This is a genomic window from Streptomyces sp. NPDC006602, assembly GCF_042870385.1.
Classification (GTDB): domain Bacteria; phylum Actinomycetota; class Actinomycetes; order Streptomycetales; family Streptomycetaceae; genus Streptomyces.
In genome coordinates, this window is the sequence record NZ_JBIAHG010000019.1 from 18,712 (window position 1) to 35,165 (window position 16,454).

Consider the following 16,454-nt stretch of genomic DNA (forward strand, 5'->3'; position numbering starts at 1 on the left):
ATCCGCAATCCGGTTGCCGAGAAGGGAACCCGTTGAAAGGCTCGCCCTCATGCCCACCTTCTCCGCATCAGACGGCACCCGCCTCGCCTACCAGGTGTCCGGGGACGGCCCGCCCCTGGTCTGTCTGCCCGGCGGCCCGATGCAGGACTCGGTCTACCTGGGCGACCTGGGCGGCCTGACCGCCCACCGCACCCTGATCCGCCTCGACCTCAGGGGCACCGGCCGCTCGGCGACGCCGGGCGACCCGGCGTCGTACCGCTGCGACCGCCTGGTCGACGACGTCGAGGCGCTCCGCGAGGAACTGGGCCTGGACCGGGCGGACCTCCTCGCACACTCCGCCGGCGCGAACCTGGCGGTCCTGTACGCGGCCCGCCACCCCGACCGCGTCGCACGCCTCGCCCTGATCACCCCGAGCGTCTACGCGGTCGGCATCGAGATCACCGCCGAGGACCGCCTGAGCAGCGCACGCCTGCGCCGTGACGAACCGTGGTTCGCGCCGGCGTACGCGGCCCTGGAAGCGATCACCGCCGGCCGGGCGGGCCCCGACGACTGGCAGGCCGTCGCCCCCTTCTGGTTCGCCCGCTGGGACGACGAGGCGAAGGCCGTACGGGAGGCGGAGGAGAAGCAGCGCAACGACGAGGCGGCGGCGGTGTACGCCTCCGAGGGCGCGTTCGACCCGGCCGCCACCCGCGCGGCCCTCGCCGCGTTCGCCGCGCCGGTGCTCGTGCTGGCCGGCGAGGTGGATGTGGCGGCACCACCGCGCGTCGCGGCGGAGTACGCGGGCCTGTTCCCGAACGCCGAGTCGGTCGTCCAGCCCGGCGCCGCGCACTTCCCGTGGCTGGACGACGCGGGGCGGTTCGTGCCGGTCATGTCGGCGTTCTCGGCCTGATCCGCCGGGAGCGGCGTACACAGACCGTCACCGGCACACGGTCCGGCACGGCCTCCCGGGGCGGCGCTGCCGTCAGGGCGCGGGGATGCGCTTCGGGGCCCGCAGCCGGAATGTGCTGTGGACCAGCGCCGCGCATCCCACGGCGAAGAACCACGCACCCGAGTCGAGGAAGGAGAGGTCGGTGTAGACCCTGCTCAGGGTGCCCACCCAGAAGGCGAACAGCCCGGTGCTGAGCGTGGTGCTCAGTAGGTGCAGGCGTCGGACCGGACGCGGCACGGGCTCCCTGGGGGAGCGGCGCAGCGCGGACAACACTGCCGCACAGGTGCCCAGGCAGAGCACAGCGACCAGTGCGAACGGCCAGGCGCCACCGAAGGGCCAGGCGTCCGTGAACGTCCAGTAAGAGTTGAACAAGTTACCGAAAAGGGTCGTGCGGCTGTAGAAGGGCAGGCACAGGGCGAGCACCAGTGCCGCTCCGGCGAGGCCGAAGGGCACGGCGCGCAGAAGGGGCGACGGCCGCGCGGACACGGCGGTCGTCTCCGCGGCCTGTGCGGGGCGGGTGACTCCGGACGTGATGGCCGGTTCGGGCCGCGTGCCTGTGGACTTCGTGGTCGTTCTCGGGCGGGTGGTTGCGGGCTTCTTGGACTGTTCGGGCTGGGTGGCTCGGGCGGTCGCACCCGGCGTCGGGCGGGCGGCTCGGGAGGTCGCACCCGGCGTGGGCCGGGCGGCTCGGGCTGGGGCAGTGGCGGCCGGGCCGTCGGGGGCCGTTGGGTGCTGGGAGACCGGCGGGGCGGCCTTGGGTCTGCCCCGGACCGGCGGGGCAGGCGGGGAGGCCGGGGGCGCGACCTCGGTCTCCGGCGTACGGGGCGCGGCCGGCAGGGTGGGGACGGTGACAGTGGCCGGCAGTGCGCGAGCGACCTGGCCGGGCAGCCAGGCCGCGGCCTCGGTGACGACCTCGGTGGGTGTGTAGCCGCCCGCGCCCGCCACCTGGGCGAGCTCCTCGATGAGCTCGCCCACCGCCGGGCGGTCGGCGGGGTCCTTGGCCAGACAGCGGGCGATGATCCCCAGGCCTGGTCCGGGCAGCTGGTCGAGACGCGGTTCCTCGTAGGCGATACGGAAGTTGAGCGATTGCGCCGAGCCGGTTCCGAACGGGCCGGTGCCGGTGGCCGTGTATGTCAGCACCGCGCCGAACGCGAACACGTCGGTGGCCGGTGTGACGGACTTGCCGGTGAGCTGTTCGGGAGCCATGAAGCCGGGGGTGCCGAGGATCGTTCCGGTGCGGGTGAGCGCAGCGGACTCGGTCGCCAGGGAGATCCCGAAGTCGACGACTCGGGGTCCGTCGGGAGCGATGAGTACGTTGGAGGGCTTCAGGTCCCGGTGGACCAGACCGGCCGCGTGGATGGCCTCGAGGGCTTCGGCCAAGCCCGCGCCCAGCGCGCGTACCGAGTCCACGGGCCAGGGGCCGTGCGCCGCGACGGCCTGGTCCAGGGCCATGCCGGGCACGTAGGCGGTGGCCAGCCAGGGGGGGCGAACCGTCGGGGTCGGCGTCGACCAGAGCGGCCGTGAAGAAGCCGGTGACCTTGCGGGCGGCCGCCACCTCCTGGGCAAACCTGCGGCGGAAACCGGGGTCTTCGGCCAACTCCGGCCGAACCACCTTCACCGCCACCGGACGTCCGCTGGGTGAACGCCCCAAGAAAACCCGCCCCATCCCGCCGGCACCCAGCAGTGCGGAGATCCGGTACCGGCCCACCTGCCGGGGATCGGCCGGCTTCAGCTCCTCCATCAAGCTCCCCCTGACTCACCCCGGGTGCGTCCGCACCCGCGTCATTACACACCACCGGCCGCTACCGACAGCCACCGCGTATCGGCTCCGGGGCGACGTCTCCCGTGCTGACCGCCGGACCCGGGTTCCGGCTTCGCACCGCTGCGGGTGACGGGCGTCAAATGGTCTGCCGATCACCCCCGCCGATCACCGCAAGGGGACTTAATGCATATGATGTGCAAGTGCATAACTGCAGCATCAGGGTGGCGGGCCCCGACGACCTCGACGGTGCGCGAGCCGTGATGCTCGACACCGTCTACCGCGACTTCGGTACCGGCTACGTGCCTCGCCGGCACGCCGACGTCATCGATCCGGCCGCCGCCTATCTCGCCCCGGCTCGCCACACCCTCCTGGTCGCCGTCGACCCGGGCGACGGAGCCGTCGTGGCCACCGCAGCCCTCGACTCCCGCGGACCGGCCCACCCGCCGAACCCCCGCCATCTCGCCGAGAATTACCCCTCCGGCGAGACCGCGCAACTGCGCCGGGTGTACGTCCGTCCCGGGCACCGCAGGCGTGGCCTCGCCCGGCGCCTGGTCGACGAACTCCTCGCCTTCGCCGCCGCCGACGGCGGCTACCGCAGCGTCTACCTGCACACCGACCCGGGGGTCCCGGGCGCCGAGCCGTTCTGGCGGTCGCTCGGCGAGACCGTGCACGACGAGCGGGAGGACCCCGGCGGCGGCAACGGGGTTCTCCACTTCGAGATCCCGATGGGACGGTGACGGCATGCGACGCCGCCACATGACCGGTTCCCTCCTGCTCGCCCCGCTCCTGACCGCCTGCTTCACCTCCGGCGGCGGCAGCGCCTCGTCGGGCGGCGGCGACGAAGGCTCCCGGCTGCGGGTCGCCCTCGCCTTCCCTCCCGCCGAGAACCTCTCGCCGTACGGCGCCGACGCCACCATCCTCAGCCGCCTCGGCGTCACCGAGGGCCTGACCGCCCTCGACGCCAACGGCGCCGCCGCCCCCGCGCTCGCCGAGTCCTGGCGCCGCGAGAACGGCCGCACCTGGCTCTTCACCCTGCGCGAGGCCACTTTCCAGGACGGCTCGGACGTCACCCCGAGCGCGGTCGCCGCCGCCCTCACCCACGCCACCGCGGCCAGGCCCGCCCCCGCCGCCCTCTCCGGCGTCACCCTCACCGCAAGGGCCGCGGGCGACACCGCCGTACGGATCACCACCACCGCCCCCGACCCCGTACTGCCCCTGCGCCTGGCCGGCCCCGGCCTCGCCGTCCTCTCCTCGAAGGCCTACACCGGCAAGGACGGCGTCGATCCGGTCGGCACCGCCACCGGCCCCTTCGCCCTGACGAAGGTCACCGGATCCGCCTCCGCCACCCTCGACCGCTACGACGACTACTGGGGCGGCCGTGCCCAGGCCTCCGGCGTCGACGTCCGCTTCATCGCCGACGGCACCGCCCGCGCCGGCGCCCTGCGCACCGGCGAGATCGACATCGCCGAGGCGGTCCCCGTCGCGCAGGCCGCCACCCCGCCCTGCCGTCCGTGACCCGCCACGCCCTGCTCCGCCTGCCCGGCATCGCCCTCGCCCTCGCCTCCCTCGCCTTCCTCGGCCTCGGCGCCCAGCCGCCCGCCCCGGAGTGGGGCCTGCTCCTCGCCGAGAACCAGCCCTACGCCGAGCGCGCCCCCTGGGCGGTCCTCGCCCCCGCCGCCGTACTCGCCCTGCTCGGGGCGCTCGCGGTGAGCGCGGCGGGCGGGGTGCGGCTGCCGAGGCGGGTCCGGACTCGCCCGCCCGAGCCGCCGACCGAAGCACCGTCATCCACAAGGAAGTTGGTGGGCACTCGATGACCTCGCTCTTGATCGGCCTGCGACGCAAGGCGCCAGTGGCTCCCGGGGCCACCCGCCTCTCGCCCCTGCTGCGTCTGTTGATCCTCACCCAACTCGCTTTCAACCTCGGCTTCTTCGCCGTCCTGCCCTTCCTCTCCGAACACCTCGGACAGGCCATGGGCATGGCGGGCTGGCTCGTCGGCCTGGTGCTGGGCCTGCGGACCTTCAGTCAGCAGGGGCTGTTCGTCGTGGGCGGGGCACTGGCCGACCGGTACGGCATCCGGCCGGTGGTGCTCGCGGGCTGCGTCCTGCGGATCGCCGGATTCGCCTGGCTCGGGTACGCGCAGGAGACCTGGGCCGTCATCGGCGCCGTCCTGCTGATCGGGTTCGCCGCCGCGCTGTTCTCACCGGCCGTGGAGTCCGAGGTCGTCCGGCAGGCGGTGACCCGGGAGTCGGCGGGCGGCGGCTCCCGAACCCACGTCCTGGCCCTGTTCACCGTCGCCGGACAGGCGGGGGCCTTCATCGGCCCGCTCCTGGGCGCCCTGCTCCTGTCGGTGGACTTCCGCACGGTGTGCCTGGCCGGAGCCGGGATCTTCGTCCTCGTCCTCGCCGGACACGCCTGGCTGCTGCCGCACCACGTTCCCGGCCGGAAGCGCGTCCAAGTGCAAGGCGGCGTGGGCGTGCTGCTCCGCAACCGCCGCTTCCTCGCGCTGTGCTGCGCGTACGGCGCCTACCTGCTCGCCTACAACCAGCTCTACCTCGCCCTCCCCGACGAGGTGCAGCGCGTGGCCGGCTCCCACGCCCCGCTCGCCTGGCTGTTCGCCCTGTCGTCCCTGCTGGTGGTGACCGCCCAACTCCCGGTCACCCGCTGGGTGGGAGACCGCCTCACCCCGCGCCGCTCCATGACGGCCGGACTGCTGCTGATCGCGGCCGGATTCGCGGTGGTGGCGGTCGGACGCCCCGCGGGCTGGACGGGCACGCCGGGCCTGCTGCCCGCCGCCGGCTTCGTCGTTCTTCTCACCTTCGGCCAGATGCTCGTCGCCCCCGTCGCCCGCGCCTGGGTCCCCGACCTCGCCGAAGAAGGCCGACTCGGCCTGTACACGGGAGCGTTGTCCTCGGTCTCCGGACTGATCGTCCTCGTCGGCAGCGCGGCGACGGGGATGCTGCTGGACAGCGGACTGCCCGCCGCGGTGCCGTGGCTGGTGCTGGCTGCCGTACCCGCCGCGGCGATCGGGCTGTTGCCGCGGCGACAGGGTTCGCGGCGGATGCCGGTGGGTGGCTGACGACCGTACGCCGCATCCGCAAGCCGGCCGACCGTATACCGCAGACCGGCTGCCGACCGTATGCCGCGTACCGCAGGCCGGCTGCCGACGGTATACCGCGTACGGCAGGTCGGCTGCCGACCGTATACCGGATATCGGATGCCGGACTCTCAGGACGCCACCCGCTCCGGCTCCCGCGCCGCCACCAGCTCCAGCACCTCCGCCACCGAGACCTCCTCCGCCCGCCAAGTCCGCCACAGCCACAGAATGTCCCGGCCGAACGACCAGACCAGCAGCGCCAGTGCGGTCGCGACGACCGCGAACGTCCCCACGTACGGCAGGAGGCCGGAGGCGGCGAGGAGAAGGAAGACGCCTTGGAGTGCGGCCACCGTCTTGCGGGCGGTGCTCGGGGGGAGCGGGGCGTTGAGCCAGGGCAGGGCGCGGGCCGCGGCGACGAAGGCGTAGCGCATGGCGCCGATCAGCAGGACCCACGGGCCGAGGGCCATGGCGACGTGCACGCTGAGCACCAGGATGAGGAACGCGTCGACCTCCATGTCGAAGCGCGCGCCCAGGGGTGTCGAGGTGCCCGTACGGCGGGCGACCTTGCCGTCCACGCCGTCGAGGATCAGGGCCACCGCCGTCAGGCCGACGAACAGCGTCACCGGTGGTGAGCTCTCGAAGGAGTCGGCGACCAGGGCGGTCACCCCGCCGACCAGCGTCGCCCGGCCCAGAGTCACCCGGTTGGCCGGGCCGAAGGTGCGCAGGCGGGACCGGTGCAGGGCTCGGGAGAGGACCGCCCAGGTGGCGATGGCGAAGGCGAGGCCGGTGAGCCAGCCCGCCGGCCCCATGCCGATCGCCGTGCCGAGCAGGGCCAGCAGCAGGATCTGCACTCCCGCTCCCACCGCGGTCTCCTGCTGGACCAGCCTTGCGTCGTAAGTGTTGTTCAGGGCCACCGCACATTCCTCCGGCCAGGTGACAGAGTCGATCAAGGCCGCGTACTGTGCGCGACCTGTGCACACCTCGGTACGTGAACAGCTTCCCGATCGTTCAGGAGGATGCCGATGAAGCGCACCGGACGTGCGTTCTGGCTCAGCTCTCCGGGTCACGGCGAGATACGCGAGACGGCCCTGCCGGATCCCGAAGAGGGCGAGGTCGTGGTCCGCTCGCTGTACTCCGGGGTCAGCCGGGGCACGGAGACCCTCGTGTTCCGTGGCGGGGTGCCGGAGAGTCAGTACGCGGCCATGCGGGCGCCGTTCCAGGAGGGCGACTTCCCCGGTCCGGTGAAGTACGGCTATCTCAATGCGGGTGTGGTGGAGGAGGGGCCCGACGACCTCGTCGGGCGGACTGTGTTCTGCCTCTATCCGCATCAGACGCGGTACGTCGTCCCGGTGGCCGCGGTGACGGTCGTACCGCCGTCCGTGCCCGCCGAACGGGCCATCCTCGCCGGCACCGTCGAGACCGCCGTGAACGCCCTCTGGGACGCGGCACCCCTGGTCGGCGACCGGATCGCGGTGGTCGGTGGCGGCATGGTCGGCAGTTCCGTCGCCGCGCTGCTGGCCCGCTTCCCCGGCGTGCGCGTCCAGTTGGTCGACGCCGACCCGGCCCGCGCCAAGACCGCCGAGGCCCTCGGCGTCGACTTCGCCCTGCCCGGGGACGCCCTCGGCGACTGCGACCTCGTCGTCCACGCCAGCGCCACCGAACAGGGCCTCGCCCGCTGTCTGGAACTGCTGAGGGCCGAGGGCACCGTCCTCGAACTGAGCTGGTACGGCGACCGGCAGGTCAGCCTCCCGCTCGGCGAGGCGTTCCACTCCCGGCGCCTGGTCGTCCGCAGCAGCCAGGTCGGTTCCGTGTCACCCGCCCGCCGCTCCAGCCGTACCTACGCGGACCGGCTGGCCCTCGCTCTGGACCTGCTCGCCGACCCGGCGCTCGACGCCCTCGTCACGGGGGAGAGCGCCTTCGGCGAACTGCCGGACCTGCTGCCGCGCCTGTCCTCCGGCGAGATCCCCGCCCTGTGCCACCGGGTCCGTTACGACGAGAACGAGTGAACGAGCGCCCCACAGGTCCAATCCCGAACGACCTAGCTCAGGTGCACAAGAGCGCCTGACCTGAGAAAAGAGTGAGAGGAGGCTGAACAACGGGGGGCGAGGAGCCGTACTACACGGCATCCCCCGGCAGGGATCAGCGGGGGACAAGACGCGCCGCACCTGGAGGGTCGTCCGTTGTTCAGCATCACCGTCCGCGATCACATCATGATCGCCCACAGCTTCCGCGGCGAGGTCTTCGGACCGGCGCAGCGCCTGCACGGAGCGACGTTCCTGGTGGACGCCACGTTCCGGCGCGAACAGCTGGACGACGACAACATCGTCGTCGACATCGGACTCGCCACACAGGAACTGGGCGCGGTAGTCAGCGAGCTGAACTACCGAAACCTGGACAATGAGCCCGACTTCGCCGGAGTCAACACCTCCACGGAGTTCCTGGCCAAGGTCATAGCGGACCGGCTCGCCGAACGGATCCACAAGGGTGCGCTCGGCGAGGGCGCCAGGGGTCTGGCGGGTCTCACCGTCTCGCTGCACGAGTCGCACGTCGCCTGGGCGAGTTACGAGCGTGCGCTGTGACCGACACGACGATGGAGCGGACCACCGCGCCGCTCGGCTATGTGCCCGTGCAGCACTCCGCCCTGAAGAACGCGGAGATCATCCCGATGTCCCTGCGCTCCGTGCATTTCGTCCTGCCGGGCGGCGTGGACGACCCGACCGCCCCCAGCGGCGGCAACGCCTACGACCGGCGGGTGAGTCTGGACCTGGCCGGCTTCGGCTGGCAGGTGCACCAGCACGCCGTGCCCGGCGAGTGGCCCCGCCCGGGAGCGGCGGCCCGTGCGCAACTCGCGCAGACGCTGCGGGACCTGCCGGACGGCGCGGTCGTCCTCCTGGACGGGCTGGTCGCCTGCGGTGTCCCGGAGATCGTCGTTCCGGAGGCGGAACGGCTGAGCCTGGCCGTCCTCGTCCACCTCCCGCTCGGTGACGAGACGGGTCTTGCCCCGGCGGTGGCGGCGGATCTGGACGCCAAGGAGCGCGCCGTCCTGCGGGCCGTCCCGGCGGTCGTCGCCACCAGCGACTGGGCCGTGCGCCGCCTCGTCTCCCACCACGGCCTGGCCCCCGACCGGGTCCATGTCGCCGCCCCCGGCGCCGACATCGCCCCGCTCGCCTCCGGCACCGACGGCGTCTCCCGCCTGTTGTGCGTCGCCGCCGTGACCCCGCGCAAGGGCCAGCACCGGCTGGTGGAGGCGCTGGCCGGGGTGACCGACCTGCCGTGGAGCTGCGTCTGCGTCGGCGGACTCGCGCAGGACCCGCAGTACGTCGCCGGACTGCGGATGCTGATCCGCAAGTACGGCCTCCAGGACCGCCTGCACCTCGCGGGCCCGCAGGCCGGCGCCGAACTCGACGCCAGCTACAACGCCGCCGACCTCATGGTCCTCACCTCCTACGCCGAGACGTACGGCATGGCGGTCACCGAGGCGCTCGCCCGGGGCATCCCCGTGCTGGCCACCGACGTCGGCGGTCTCCCCGAGGCGGTCGGCCGCGCCCCCGACGGCGGGGTGCCCGGCATCCTCGTCCCGCCGGAGGACCCCGCCGCCCTCGCCGCGGAACTGCGCGGCTGGTTCGGTGAGGCGGACGTACGACGCCGGCTGAAGGCCGCTGCCCGGGGCCGGCGGTCCGGCCTGGGCGGCTGGGCGGCTACGGCCCGCAGCCTGGCCGGAGTACTGGGCCGGCTGCCGAGGGAACCCAGGAGGGCGGCATGAGGAAGACGGCAATGACACAGCAGGCGGGGAAGATCCCGACCCAGCTCGGGCCCGACGAGGCTGTCGAGTCGAGGAGTTCCGTGGTCACCGGTCCTGGAGGAGCGTCCGTGCAAGCCCTTGGAGCCGGTCCCGGGGGAGCCCCCGGCGAGTCCGAACACGTCATCCCCGGCGCGGGCCCCACCCTGCGCCCCGGCGAGCGGCCCACCGTGCGGCTGCGGGACGCCGGGCCCGACGATCCGCCGCGCTACGCCCCCGAGTGGCTGGAGCTGCGGGAGGGCGCAGACGCGGCCGCGCGGGCCGTCGAGTTGCTCGATCCGCTGCGGATCCGGCTCGCGAACCTGCCGGGGAAGGCCGGGATCGTCGTGCACGACCTGGGCTGCGGCACCGGCTCGATGGGCCGTTGGCTGGCCCCCCGCCTGGACGGCGCCCAGCACTGGATCCTGCACGACCGCGACCCCTACCTCCTGCACTTCGCCGCCGTGGCCTCCCCGCGCTCCGGCGCCGACGGCAGCCGCGTCTCGGCCGAGACCCGCCGCGGTGACGTCGCGCTGCTCACCGCGGACGCCCTCGCCGGCGCGTCCCTGGTGACGGCGTCCGCGCTGCTCGACGTCCTCACCCGCGAGGAGATCGACGCCCTCGCCGCCGCCTGCACCGCAGCGGGCTGCCCGGCCCTGCTGACGCTGTCCGTGGCCGGCCGCGTGGACCTCACCCCGTCCCACCCGCTCGACGCGGAGATCGCCGAGGCGTTCAACGCCCACCAGCGCCAGGGCGGCCTGCTCGGCCCGGACGCCGTCACCGCGGCGTGCGAGGCGTTCTCCGAACGGGGCGCGACGGTACGGCTGCACCCGAGCCCCTGGCGCCTGGGCCGGGCCGAGTCCGCGCTGACGGCCCAGTGGCTGCGCGGCTGGGTCGGCGCGGCCGTCGAACAGCGGCCGGAACTGCGCGAGAGCGCCGACCGGTATCTGCGTGAGCGCCTCGCGGCGTGCGAGGCGGGCGAGTTGCGGGTCGTGGTCCACCACACCGATCTGCTGGCACTGTCCCGGCCGACGGGCGGGACGTCATGAGCGTGGAGACGGTACGGACTTGGGCCGGCCTGCCCGGCGCCGAGCCCCGGGAGCGCCACCCGGACCTGGTCGTGGCGCCCACCCGGCCCGGCGGCAGGACGGTGGTCCCCACGGGGGCGGCCGTCTCCGAGGACCGTATCGGCGTGATCGTGTCGGCGCCCCGACCCGGCGCCGGTCGCTCACTTTTCTCCCGCTTCGACTCCCGTGCCTTTCGCACCCACTTCGGGACCGTCGCGGGCGTGACCATCCTCGCCGTCCTCCTCTGGCGCCTGGGCACCGGCGTCTTCCTGGACGGCCTGCGCCGCATCGACGGACCGACGCTCCTGGTGGCGCTCGGCCTCGGCCTCGTCACCACCGTCTTCAGCGCCTGGCGCTGGCAGTTGGTGGCCCGGGGCCTGCGCATCCGGCTCCCGCTCGGCGCGGCCGTCGCCGACTACTACCGGGCGCTGTTCCTGAACGCGGCCCTGCCCGGCGGCGTCCTGGGCGACGTGCACCGGGCGGTCCGGCACGGGCAGAGCGCCGGTGACCTCGGCCGCGGCGTCCGCTCGGTCGTCATCGAACGGGCCGCCGGGCAACTGGTGCTGGCCGTGGTCGGGGTGGCGGTCCTCCTGACGATGCCGTCGCCCGTGCTGGCCGACGCCCGGCACTTCGCACCCCTGATCGCGTTCGCCGTACTGGGCGCGCTCGCCGTCGTCCTGGCCCTGCGCATGAACCGGTCCCCCTCCCGGCGCGGACGTGCCCTGCGGGCGAGCCTCGGCGAGGCGCGCGAGGGACTGCTGTCGCGGCGCAACCTGCCCGGCGTCGCCCTCTCCTCCACCGTCGTCCTCGCGGGCCACCTCGGGATGTTCGTCGTCGCCGCCCGCGTCGCCGGATCCGCCGCCTCCGCCGCCGTACTGCTGCCGCTGGCGGTCCTCGCCCTGCTCGCCATGAGCCTGCCGCTGAACGTCGGCGGCTGGGGCCCCCGCGAGGGCGTCACCGCCTGGGCGTTCGGCGCCGCGGGACTCGGCGCGAGCAGCGGCCTCACGGTCGCGGTCGTGTACGGGGTGCTGAGCTTCGTGGCCAGCCTGCCGGGCGTCCTCGTACTCGTCGCCCGCTGGTACGCCGGCCTGCGCGCCGAGGCGGGAGGCGGGATCGGGGCCCAGGCCGTCGTAACGGACCCGGAACCCCGTCGGGCGCCGACGAGTTACTCCGTGGGCCCGCTGCCGGTCAGCATCGAGAAATACGTGCCGAAGGATTCCGCCAGACTCGCCAGGAGCGCCTTCCCCTTTTCCGCGGAGCCGAGCGAAGGCCGGCCGATGACACCCGAATCGGTATAGCCGGACATACCGAGGGTCAGGAGATGACGACGGTCGTCCGCGACGAAATCGGAGGTCTCATAGCCGGGCCGCACACATTCGGGATGAGCGTGCAGAAGAATGGAGGTCTCTATTTCCCCCGCATGCATGTCGGTGAGCAGCGAGGTGGCCACCTGCGCCCGCTCCCGCGCCGTCTCCCAGTCCTCCGCGGCCGGGAAGAGCGCCATCCGCTCACCGCGCGCGGAGGATTCCTGAACGACGTTGCCCAGTACGTAGTTCCCGCCGTGCCCGTTGACCACCACGAGGGTGTCGACGCCGGAGCGGCGCAGCGAAGCCGCTATGTCCCGTACCACCGCGTGAAGGGTGACGGAGGAGATGCTGACGGTTCCCGGCCAGGCCGCGTGCTCGTGCGAACAGGAGATCGTCACCGGAGGCAGGAGGTGCACCGGGTACGCCGCGGCGATCTCCTGGGCGACGGCACAGGCGACCAGTGTGTCGGTCGCCAGCGGAAGGTACGCACCGTGCTGCTCGAAGCTCCCGACCGGAAGGACGGCCACCTGCGTTGAGACGTCCGCGCCTCGCGTCCGTACGTCTTCGGTAGTGTCCGCCGGCACCAGACCGTACGCAGCCGACCGTATTCGTGAACCACTCATCTTTTCCCGGCCTTTCGTCTCTGCTTAGGAACCAGATCATGACAGATAAAATTGGCGTGCTCGGCAAGAAGTCGCCACAGCGCACCGGTGTGGAACGCGTGGTGAATGCCCCGCTGCCCACCGTGTACGGGAAATTCCAGGCGGTCGGCTACCTCGATCACGACCGCGGCGACGAACAAGTGGCCCTGGTCTACGGTGAGATCGGCACGGACGACGTCCTGACCCGCCTGCATTCCGAGTGCCTGACCGGTGACGCCTTCGGTTCCCAGCACTGCGAATGCGGCGACCAGTTGGCCTCCGCGCTGCGCGCGGTCGTCGCCGAGGGCAGCGGCATCGTCGTCTACCTCAGAGGGCATGAGGGCCGGGGCATCGGTCTGCTCGGCAAGCTGCGGGCGATGGCGCTGCAGGCGGAGGGCCTGGACACCGTCGAGGCGAACCTGGCGCTCGGCCTGCCGGTGGACGCCCGCGACTACGGGGTCGCCGCCGAGATCCTGCACGACCTGGGCGTGAACTCCGTACGGCTGATGTCGAACAACCCGCGCAAGCGGGAGGCGTTGGTGCGGCACGGCATCGAGGTCGCCGAGACGGTGCCGCTGCTGATACCGCCGTGCGAGAACAACATCACCTATCTGCGGACGAAGCGGGAGCGACTGGACCACCATCTGCCCCATCTGGACGCGGTGGCACACCTGTCCTGATTCCGGGGTGCCGAGTGGGGACAGGAAGAGGGCATGACCGACGACGTCCTCTTCCTCTCCGGGCAGCAGGTGGCGCGCCTCCTCGACGCCGACACGGCGATCGCCTCGCAGCGCGCGGCCTTCACCGCGCTCGGCGCGGGCGGCGCCGACCTCCCCGGGAAGATCATGCATCCCAGCCGCTTCGACGACAGTGTCGTCTTCGCGTACGTCTCCCGGCTGTCGGCGGACACCGGGGCGGTCGCGAAGTTCGGCAGTGTCAACCCGGGCAACGCGGCGGCCGGGCTGCCGACCGTGCACGCCGTCGTCACCGTGCTCGACCCGGTGACGGGCCGCCTCACCGCCGTCATGGACGGCACGGCGGTGACGACGCTGCGCACGGCCGCGGCGAGCGCCGTCGCCATCGACGCGCTGGCCCGCCCCGACGCCGCCGACCTGGCGATCCTCGGCTCAGGCACCCAGGCTCTCGCCCATGCCCGGGCGATCGCCCGGGTGCGGGAGCTGAAGTCCGTACGGCTGTGGAGCCCGACCCCGCGCCGCCGCGCCCGCGCCGCCGAGACCCTGGCCGCCGAAGCGGGCCTGCCCGTCGAACCGGCCGACAGCGCCGAGGCGGCCGTGCGCGGCGCTTCGCTGGTCGCGGCCTGCACGCTCAGCACCACCCCCGTGGTGCACGGCCGGTGGCTGGACCCCGGCTGCACGGTCGTCAGCGTGGGGTCCTTCGAGCCCACCCGCCGCGAGGTGGACGCCGAGGTCGTACGACGATCCGCGGCCGTCGTCGTGGACGACCCTCAGACCGCGGCCGGGCACGCCGGGCCGGTCGTGGACGCCTTGCGGGAGGGGCTGTTGACCCGCGACGACCTGATCTCGCTGGGCGAGGTGCTCACCGGGAGGCGCACGGCCCGGTCCGGCCCCGAGGACGTCGTCTACTACAACAGCGTCGGCCTCGGCATCCAGGACGCGGCCGCCGCCTGGGCCGTGGTCGAGGCGGCGAAGGGGGAACGCCGGTGACCACGCGCGCGGGTGTCGTCGTGATCGGCGGCGGGGTGATGGGCACGAGCATCGCCTGCCACCTGGCCCGTGCGGGCGTACGGGACGTGGTGCTCGTCGAACGGGACGAGCTCGCCTCCGGGTCCACCTCGAAGGCGGCGGGCGGGGTGCGGGCGCAGTTCTCCGACGAGCTCAACATCCAGCTCGGCGCGCGCAGCCTGGAGGCCTTCGCCCGCTTCGAGGAGGACACCGGGTACGACATCGGGCTGCACCGGGTCGGCTATCTGTTCCTGCTGTCGACGCCCGAGGACGTCGCCTCCTTCGAGGCGGGCGTGCGACTTCAGAACCCCCTCGGCGTGCCCAGCCGCATGATCGACCCCGCCGAGGCGCGCCGGCTCTCCCCGCTGATCAGCGCCGACGGACTGCTCGCGGCGGCCTTCTCGCCCGACGACGGCCACTGCACGCCCGAGGCGGTCGTGCACGGCTACGCGGCCGCCGCGCGCCGCCACGGCGCGACCATCCTGCGGCACTGTGAACTCACCGGCATCGAACTGCACGGCGACGCCATCACGGCCGTCACGACCAGCAGGGGCCGGATCGCCACCGACACGGTCATCTGCGCGGCCGGCGCCTGGTCGCGGGCCGTCGGCGCGATGGTCGGCGTGGACCTGCCGGTGGAGCCGCTGCGCCGCCAGATCGCGGTCACCGAACCGGTCGACGGTCTGTCGCCCGACCTCCCCATGACCATCGACTTCACCACCAGCCTCTACTTCCACGCGGAGGGCCCCGGCCTCCTCGTCGGCATGTCCGACCCCGACGAGCGGCCCGGCTTCGCCACCGCCACCCACGACCGCTGGATCCCCCGCCTGGGCGCGGCCATGGAGCGGCGCGCCCCCGCCCTCCTCGACCTGCGCCGCACCGGCGGCTGGGCCGGCCTGTACGAGCTCACCCCGGACCACAACGCCTTGATCGGCGAGGCGACTTCAGTATCTCGTTTTCTGTATGCGACCGGCTTCTCCGGGCACGGCTTCCTCCAGGGACCGGCCGTCGGCGAGGTCGTCCGAGACCTGTACCTGGGCCGCGTACCCTTCGTGGACGTCAGCCCGTTGAGCGTCGGCCGGTTCGCGGCCGACGCCCCGCGCCCGGAGGCCAACCGCGTATGACCGAGCTCCACCTGTGGCTGCGCCACGAGGTCCGCACCACCGAGCGGCGCACCCCCGTCGTTCCGTCCGACGCGCGCCGGCTCGTCGACAGCGGGGTCACGCTGACCGTCGAGGAGTCCCCGCAGCGGATCTTCCCCGTCGAGGAGTACGAGGCGGTCGGCTGCCGCATCGCGCCCGCGGGCTCGTGGGTGTCGGCGCCCGTCGACGCCGTGATCCTCGGCCTGAAGGAACTACCGGACCGGCCCGCCGAACTGACCCACCGCCACATCTTCTTCGGGCACGCCTACAAGCGGCAGCCGGGAGCGGCCGACCTGCTGCGGCGGTTCGCCCGTGGTGGAGGGGCGCTGCTCGACCTCGAATACCTCGTGGACGACAGCGGCCGCCGGCTCGCCGCCTTCGGGTTCTGGGCCGGCTACCTGGGCGCCGCCCTGGCCGTCCTTCAGCACCGGGGCAGGCTCCTCGCGCCGCTGACGCCCACCGACAAGGACGCGCTGGACGAGACGCTGCGCCCGGTGGCCGGGGACGAGGACTTCACCGCCCTGGTGATCGGAGCGCTCGGCCGCAGCGGACGGGGCGCGCGCGACGCCTTCCGCGAGGCCGGTGTCGAGCCCACCTGCTGGGACCTCGAGGAGACCCGCGACCTGGACCGCAGGGCACTGCTGGCCCACGACGTCATGGTGAACGCCGTCCTCGCCACCACCCCCGTCCCGCCCTTCCTCCGCGAGGAGGACCTCGACGACCCCGCCCGCCGCCTGCGCACCCTGTGCGACGTCACCTGCGACGTGGGCTCGCCCCTCAACGTCCTGCCGGTCTACGACCGCACCACCGACTGGACCGAGCCCGCACGCCGGCTGCGCAAGGAGCCGCCGCTGGACCTGATCGCCATCGACAACCTGCCGTCCCTGCTGCCCAAGGAGTCCAGCACCGACTTCTCGGCCGCCCTGCTGCCCCAGCTGCTCGGTTTCGGCGCGGGCGGGCCGTGGGGGCGCTGTCTGGAACGGTTCCGTCAGGCCTGCCGTGAACTCGGCATCGTAGAAGGGCGGTCGTGAG

The 16,454-nt window shown here is 73.2% G+C and carries 14 protein-coding genes and 3 pseudogenes; 14 read left to right on the forward strand and 3 right to left on the reverse strand.

Features of this window, described 5'->3' with window-relative positions; translation table 11 throughout:
• Positions 1–49: 49 nt before the first annotated feature.
• A complete protein-coding gene (locus ACFYO2_RS33905; protein ID WP_388356772.1) occupies positions 50–889 on the forward strand; it encodes an alpha/beta fold hydrolase in 840 nt (279 codons plus the stop codon).
• 72 nt (positions 890–961) lie between these two features.
• Here the strand turns inward: ACFYO2_RS33905 and ACFYO2_RS33910 are convergent, their stop codons facing one another.
• Positions 962–2,380 (reverse strand): protein kinase, encoded by a 1,419-nt coding sequence (locus ACFYO2_RS33910; RefSeq protein WP_388356773.1) that lies wholly within the window; start codon positions 2,378–2,380, stop codon positions 962–964.
• 510 nt (positions 2,381–2,890) lie between these two features.
• Between ACFYO2_RS33910 and ACFYO2_RS33915 the strand changes: the two genes are divergently transcribed.
• From ACFYO2_RS33915 to ACFYO2_RS33930, 4 genes and pseudogenes are all read left to right on the forward strand, one after another.
• Complete coding sequence (locus ACFYO2_RS33915; RefSeq protein ID WP_388356776.1) at positions 2,891–3,427, forward strand: GNAT family N-acetyltransferase; 537 nt, start codon at positions 2,891–2,893, stop codon at positions 3,425–3,427.
• A 4-nt stretch (positions 3,428–3,431) separates the two neighbouring features.
• Positions 3,432–4,187, forward strand: a pseudogene (locus ACFYO2_RS33920) (ABC transporter substrate-binding protein); the annotation flags it as partial.
• Between the two features lie 5 nt (positions 4,188–4,192).
• Positions 4,193–4,504 (forward strand): annotated as a pseudogene (locus ACFYO2_RS33925) (ABC transporter permease); the annotation flags it as partial.
• Positions 4,501–5,766, forward strand: a complete 1,266-nt coding sequence (locus ACFYO2_RS33930) for an MDR family MFS transporter (protein WP_388356779.1) — start codon at positions 4,501–4,503, stop codon at positions 5,764–5,766. The pseudogene ACFYO2_RS33925 and the gene ACFYO2_RS33930, both read left to right, overlap by 4 nt.
• Positions 5,767–5,915: 149 nt before the next feature.
• Here the strand turns inward: ACFYO2_RS33930 and ACFYO2_RS33935 are convergent, their stop codons facing one another.
• Positions 5,916–6,698: a CDP-alcohol phosphatidyltransferase family protein gene (locus tag ACFYO2_RS33935; protein ID WP_388356782.1), complete on the reverse strand. Its 783-nt coding sequence runs from the start codon at positions 6,696–6,698 to the stop codon at positions 5,916–5,918.
• 108 nt (positions 6,699–6,806) lie between these two features.
• Here ACFYO2_RS33935 and ACFYO2_RS33940 point away from each other — a divergent pair, with 108 nt between their 5' ends.
• The 5 genes from ACFYO2_RS33940 (at position 6,807) to ACFYO2_RS33960 (ending at position 11,927) form a co-directional block, all read left to right on the forward strand.
• The gene (locus ACFYO2_RS33940) at positions 6,807–7,790 is read left to right on the forward strand and encodes a zinc-binding alcohol dehydrogenase (RefSeq protein WP_388356785.1); all 984 of its coding nucleotides are present in this window, start codon (positions 6,807–6,809) and stop codon (positions 7,788–7,790) included.
• A 174-nt stretch (positions 7,791–7,964) separates the two neighbouring features.
• Positions 7,965–8,363, forward strand: a complete 399-nt coding sequence (locus ACFYO2_RS33945; RefSeq protein WP_388356787.1) for a 6-pyruvoyl tetrahydropterin synthase family protein — start codon at positions 7,965–7,967, stop codon at positions 8,361–8,363.
• A gap of 11 nt (positions 8,364–8,374) precedes the next feature.
• A complete protein-coding gene (locus ACFYO2_RS33950) occupies positions 8,375–9,547 on the forward strand; it encodes a glycosyltransferase family 4 protein (RefSeq protein WP_388357034.1) in 1,173 nt (390 codons plus the stop codon).
• Positions 9,544–10,611 carry a trans-aconitate methyltransferase gene (locus tag ACFYO2_RS33955; RefSeq protein WP_388356790.1) on the forward strand — a complete coding sequence of 356 codons (1,068 nt, stop codon included), beginning with the start codon at positions 9,544–9,546 and terminating at the stop codon, positions 10,609–10,611. The genes ACFYO2_RS33950 and ACFYO2_RS33955 overlap by 4 nt, the downstream gene beginning before the upstream one ends.
• Complete coding sequence (locus ACFYO2_RS33960) at positions 10,608–11,927, forward strand: lysylphosphatidylglycerol synthase transmembrane domain-containing protein (protein ID WP_388356793.1); 1,320 nt, start codon at positions 10,608–10,610, stop codon at positions 11,925–11,927. Before ACFYO2_RS33955 ends, ACFYO2_RS33960 begins: the two co-directional genes overlap by 4 nt.
• Here the strand turns inward: ACFYO2_RS33960 and ACFYO2_RS33965 are convergent.
• Positions 11,816–12,559, reverse strand: a pseudogene (locus ACFYO2_RS33965) (creatininase family protein); the annotation flags it as partial. The gene ACFYO2_RS33960 and the pseudogene ACFYO2_RS33965 sit on opposite strands and share 112 nt — an antisense overlap.
• Positions 12,560–12,597: 38 nt before the next feature.
• Here ACFYO2_RS33965 and ribA point away from each other — a divergent pair.
• From ribA to ACFYO2_RS33985, 4 genes are read left to right on the forward strand one after another with little or no spacing between them, the layout of a single operon-like run.
• Positions 12,598–13,257 carry a GTP cyclohydrolase II gene (ribA, locus tag ACFYO2_RS33970; protein ID WP_383874590.1) on the forward strand — a complete coding sequence of 220 codons (660 nt, stop codon included), beginning with the start codon at positions 12,598–12,600 and terminating at the stop codon, positions 13,255–13,257.
• Positions 13,258–13,290: 33 nt separating this feature from the next.
• A complete protein-coding gene (locus tag ACFYO2_RS33975) occupies positions 13,291–14,262 on the forward strand; it encodes an ornithine cyclodeaminase family protein (RefSeq protein WP_388356795.1) in 972 nt (323 codons plus the stop codon).
• Positions 14,259–15,404 (forward strand): NAD(P)/FAD-dependent oxidoreductase, encoded by a 1,146-nt coding sequence (locus tag ACFYO2_RS33980; protein ID WP_388356798.1) that lies wholly within the window; start codon positions 14,259–14,261, stop codon positions 15,402–15,404. The genes ACFYO2_RS33975 and ACFYO2_RS33980 overlap by 4 nt, the downstream gene beginning before the upstream one ends.
• On the forward strand, positions 15,401–16,453 hold the full coding sequence (locus tag ACFYO2_RS33985) for a saccharopine dehydrogenase (protein WP_388356800.1): 1,053 nt from the start codon (positions 15,401–15,403) through the stop codon (positions 16,451–16,453). Before ACFYO2_RS33980 ends, ACFYO2_RS33985 begins: the two co-directional genes overlap by 4 nt.
• The last annotated feature ends 1 nt before the right edge of the window (position 16,454 follow it).

Excerpts from the sequence above, each read along its gene's own strand:
- ribA (WP_383874590.1), top strand. The coding sequence starts at position 12,598 with ATGACAGATAAAATTGGCGTGCTCGGCAAGAAGTCGCCACAGCGCACC.
- ACFYO2_RS33940 (WP_388356785.1), top strand. The coding sequence starts at position 6,807 with ATGAAGCGCACCGGACGTGCGTTCTGGCTCAGCTCTCCGGGTCACGGC.
- ACFYO2_RS33975 (WP_388356795.1), top strand. The coding sequence starts at position 13,291 with ATGACCGACGACGTCCTCTTCCTCTCCGGGCAGCAGGTGGCGCGCCTC.
- ACFYO2_RS33910 (WP_388356773.1), bottom strand. The coding sequence starts at position 2,380 with ATGGCCCTGGACCAGGCCGTCGCGGCGCACGGCCCCTGGCCCGTGGAC.
- ACFYO2_RS33950 (WP_388357034.1), top strand. The coding sequence starts at position 8,375 with ATGGAGCGGACCACCGCGCCGCTCGGCTATGTGCCCGTGCAGCACTCC.
- ACFYO2_RS33930 (WP_388356779.1), top strand. The coding sequence starts at position 4,501 with ATGACCTCGCTCTTGATCGGCCTGCGACGCAAGGCGCCAGTGGCTCCC.
- ACFYO2_RS33985 (WP_388356800.1), top strand. The coding sequence starts at position 15,401 with ATGACCGAGCTCCACCTGTGGCTGCGCCACGAGGTCCGCACCACCGAG.
- ACFYO2_RS33905 (WP_388356772.1), top strand. The coding sequence starts at position 50 with ATGCCCACCTTCTCCGCATCAGACGGCACCCGCCTCGCCTACCAGGTG.
- ACFYO2_RS33960 (WP_388356793.1), top strand. The coding sequence starts at position 10,608 with ATGAGCGTGGAGACGGTACGGACTTGGGCCGGCCTGCCCGGCGCCGAG.
- ACFYO2_RS33955 (WP_388356790.1), top strand. The coding sequence starts at position 9,544 with ATGAGGAAGACGGCAATGACACAGCAGGCGGGGAAGATCCCGACCCAG.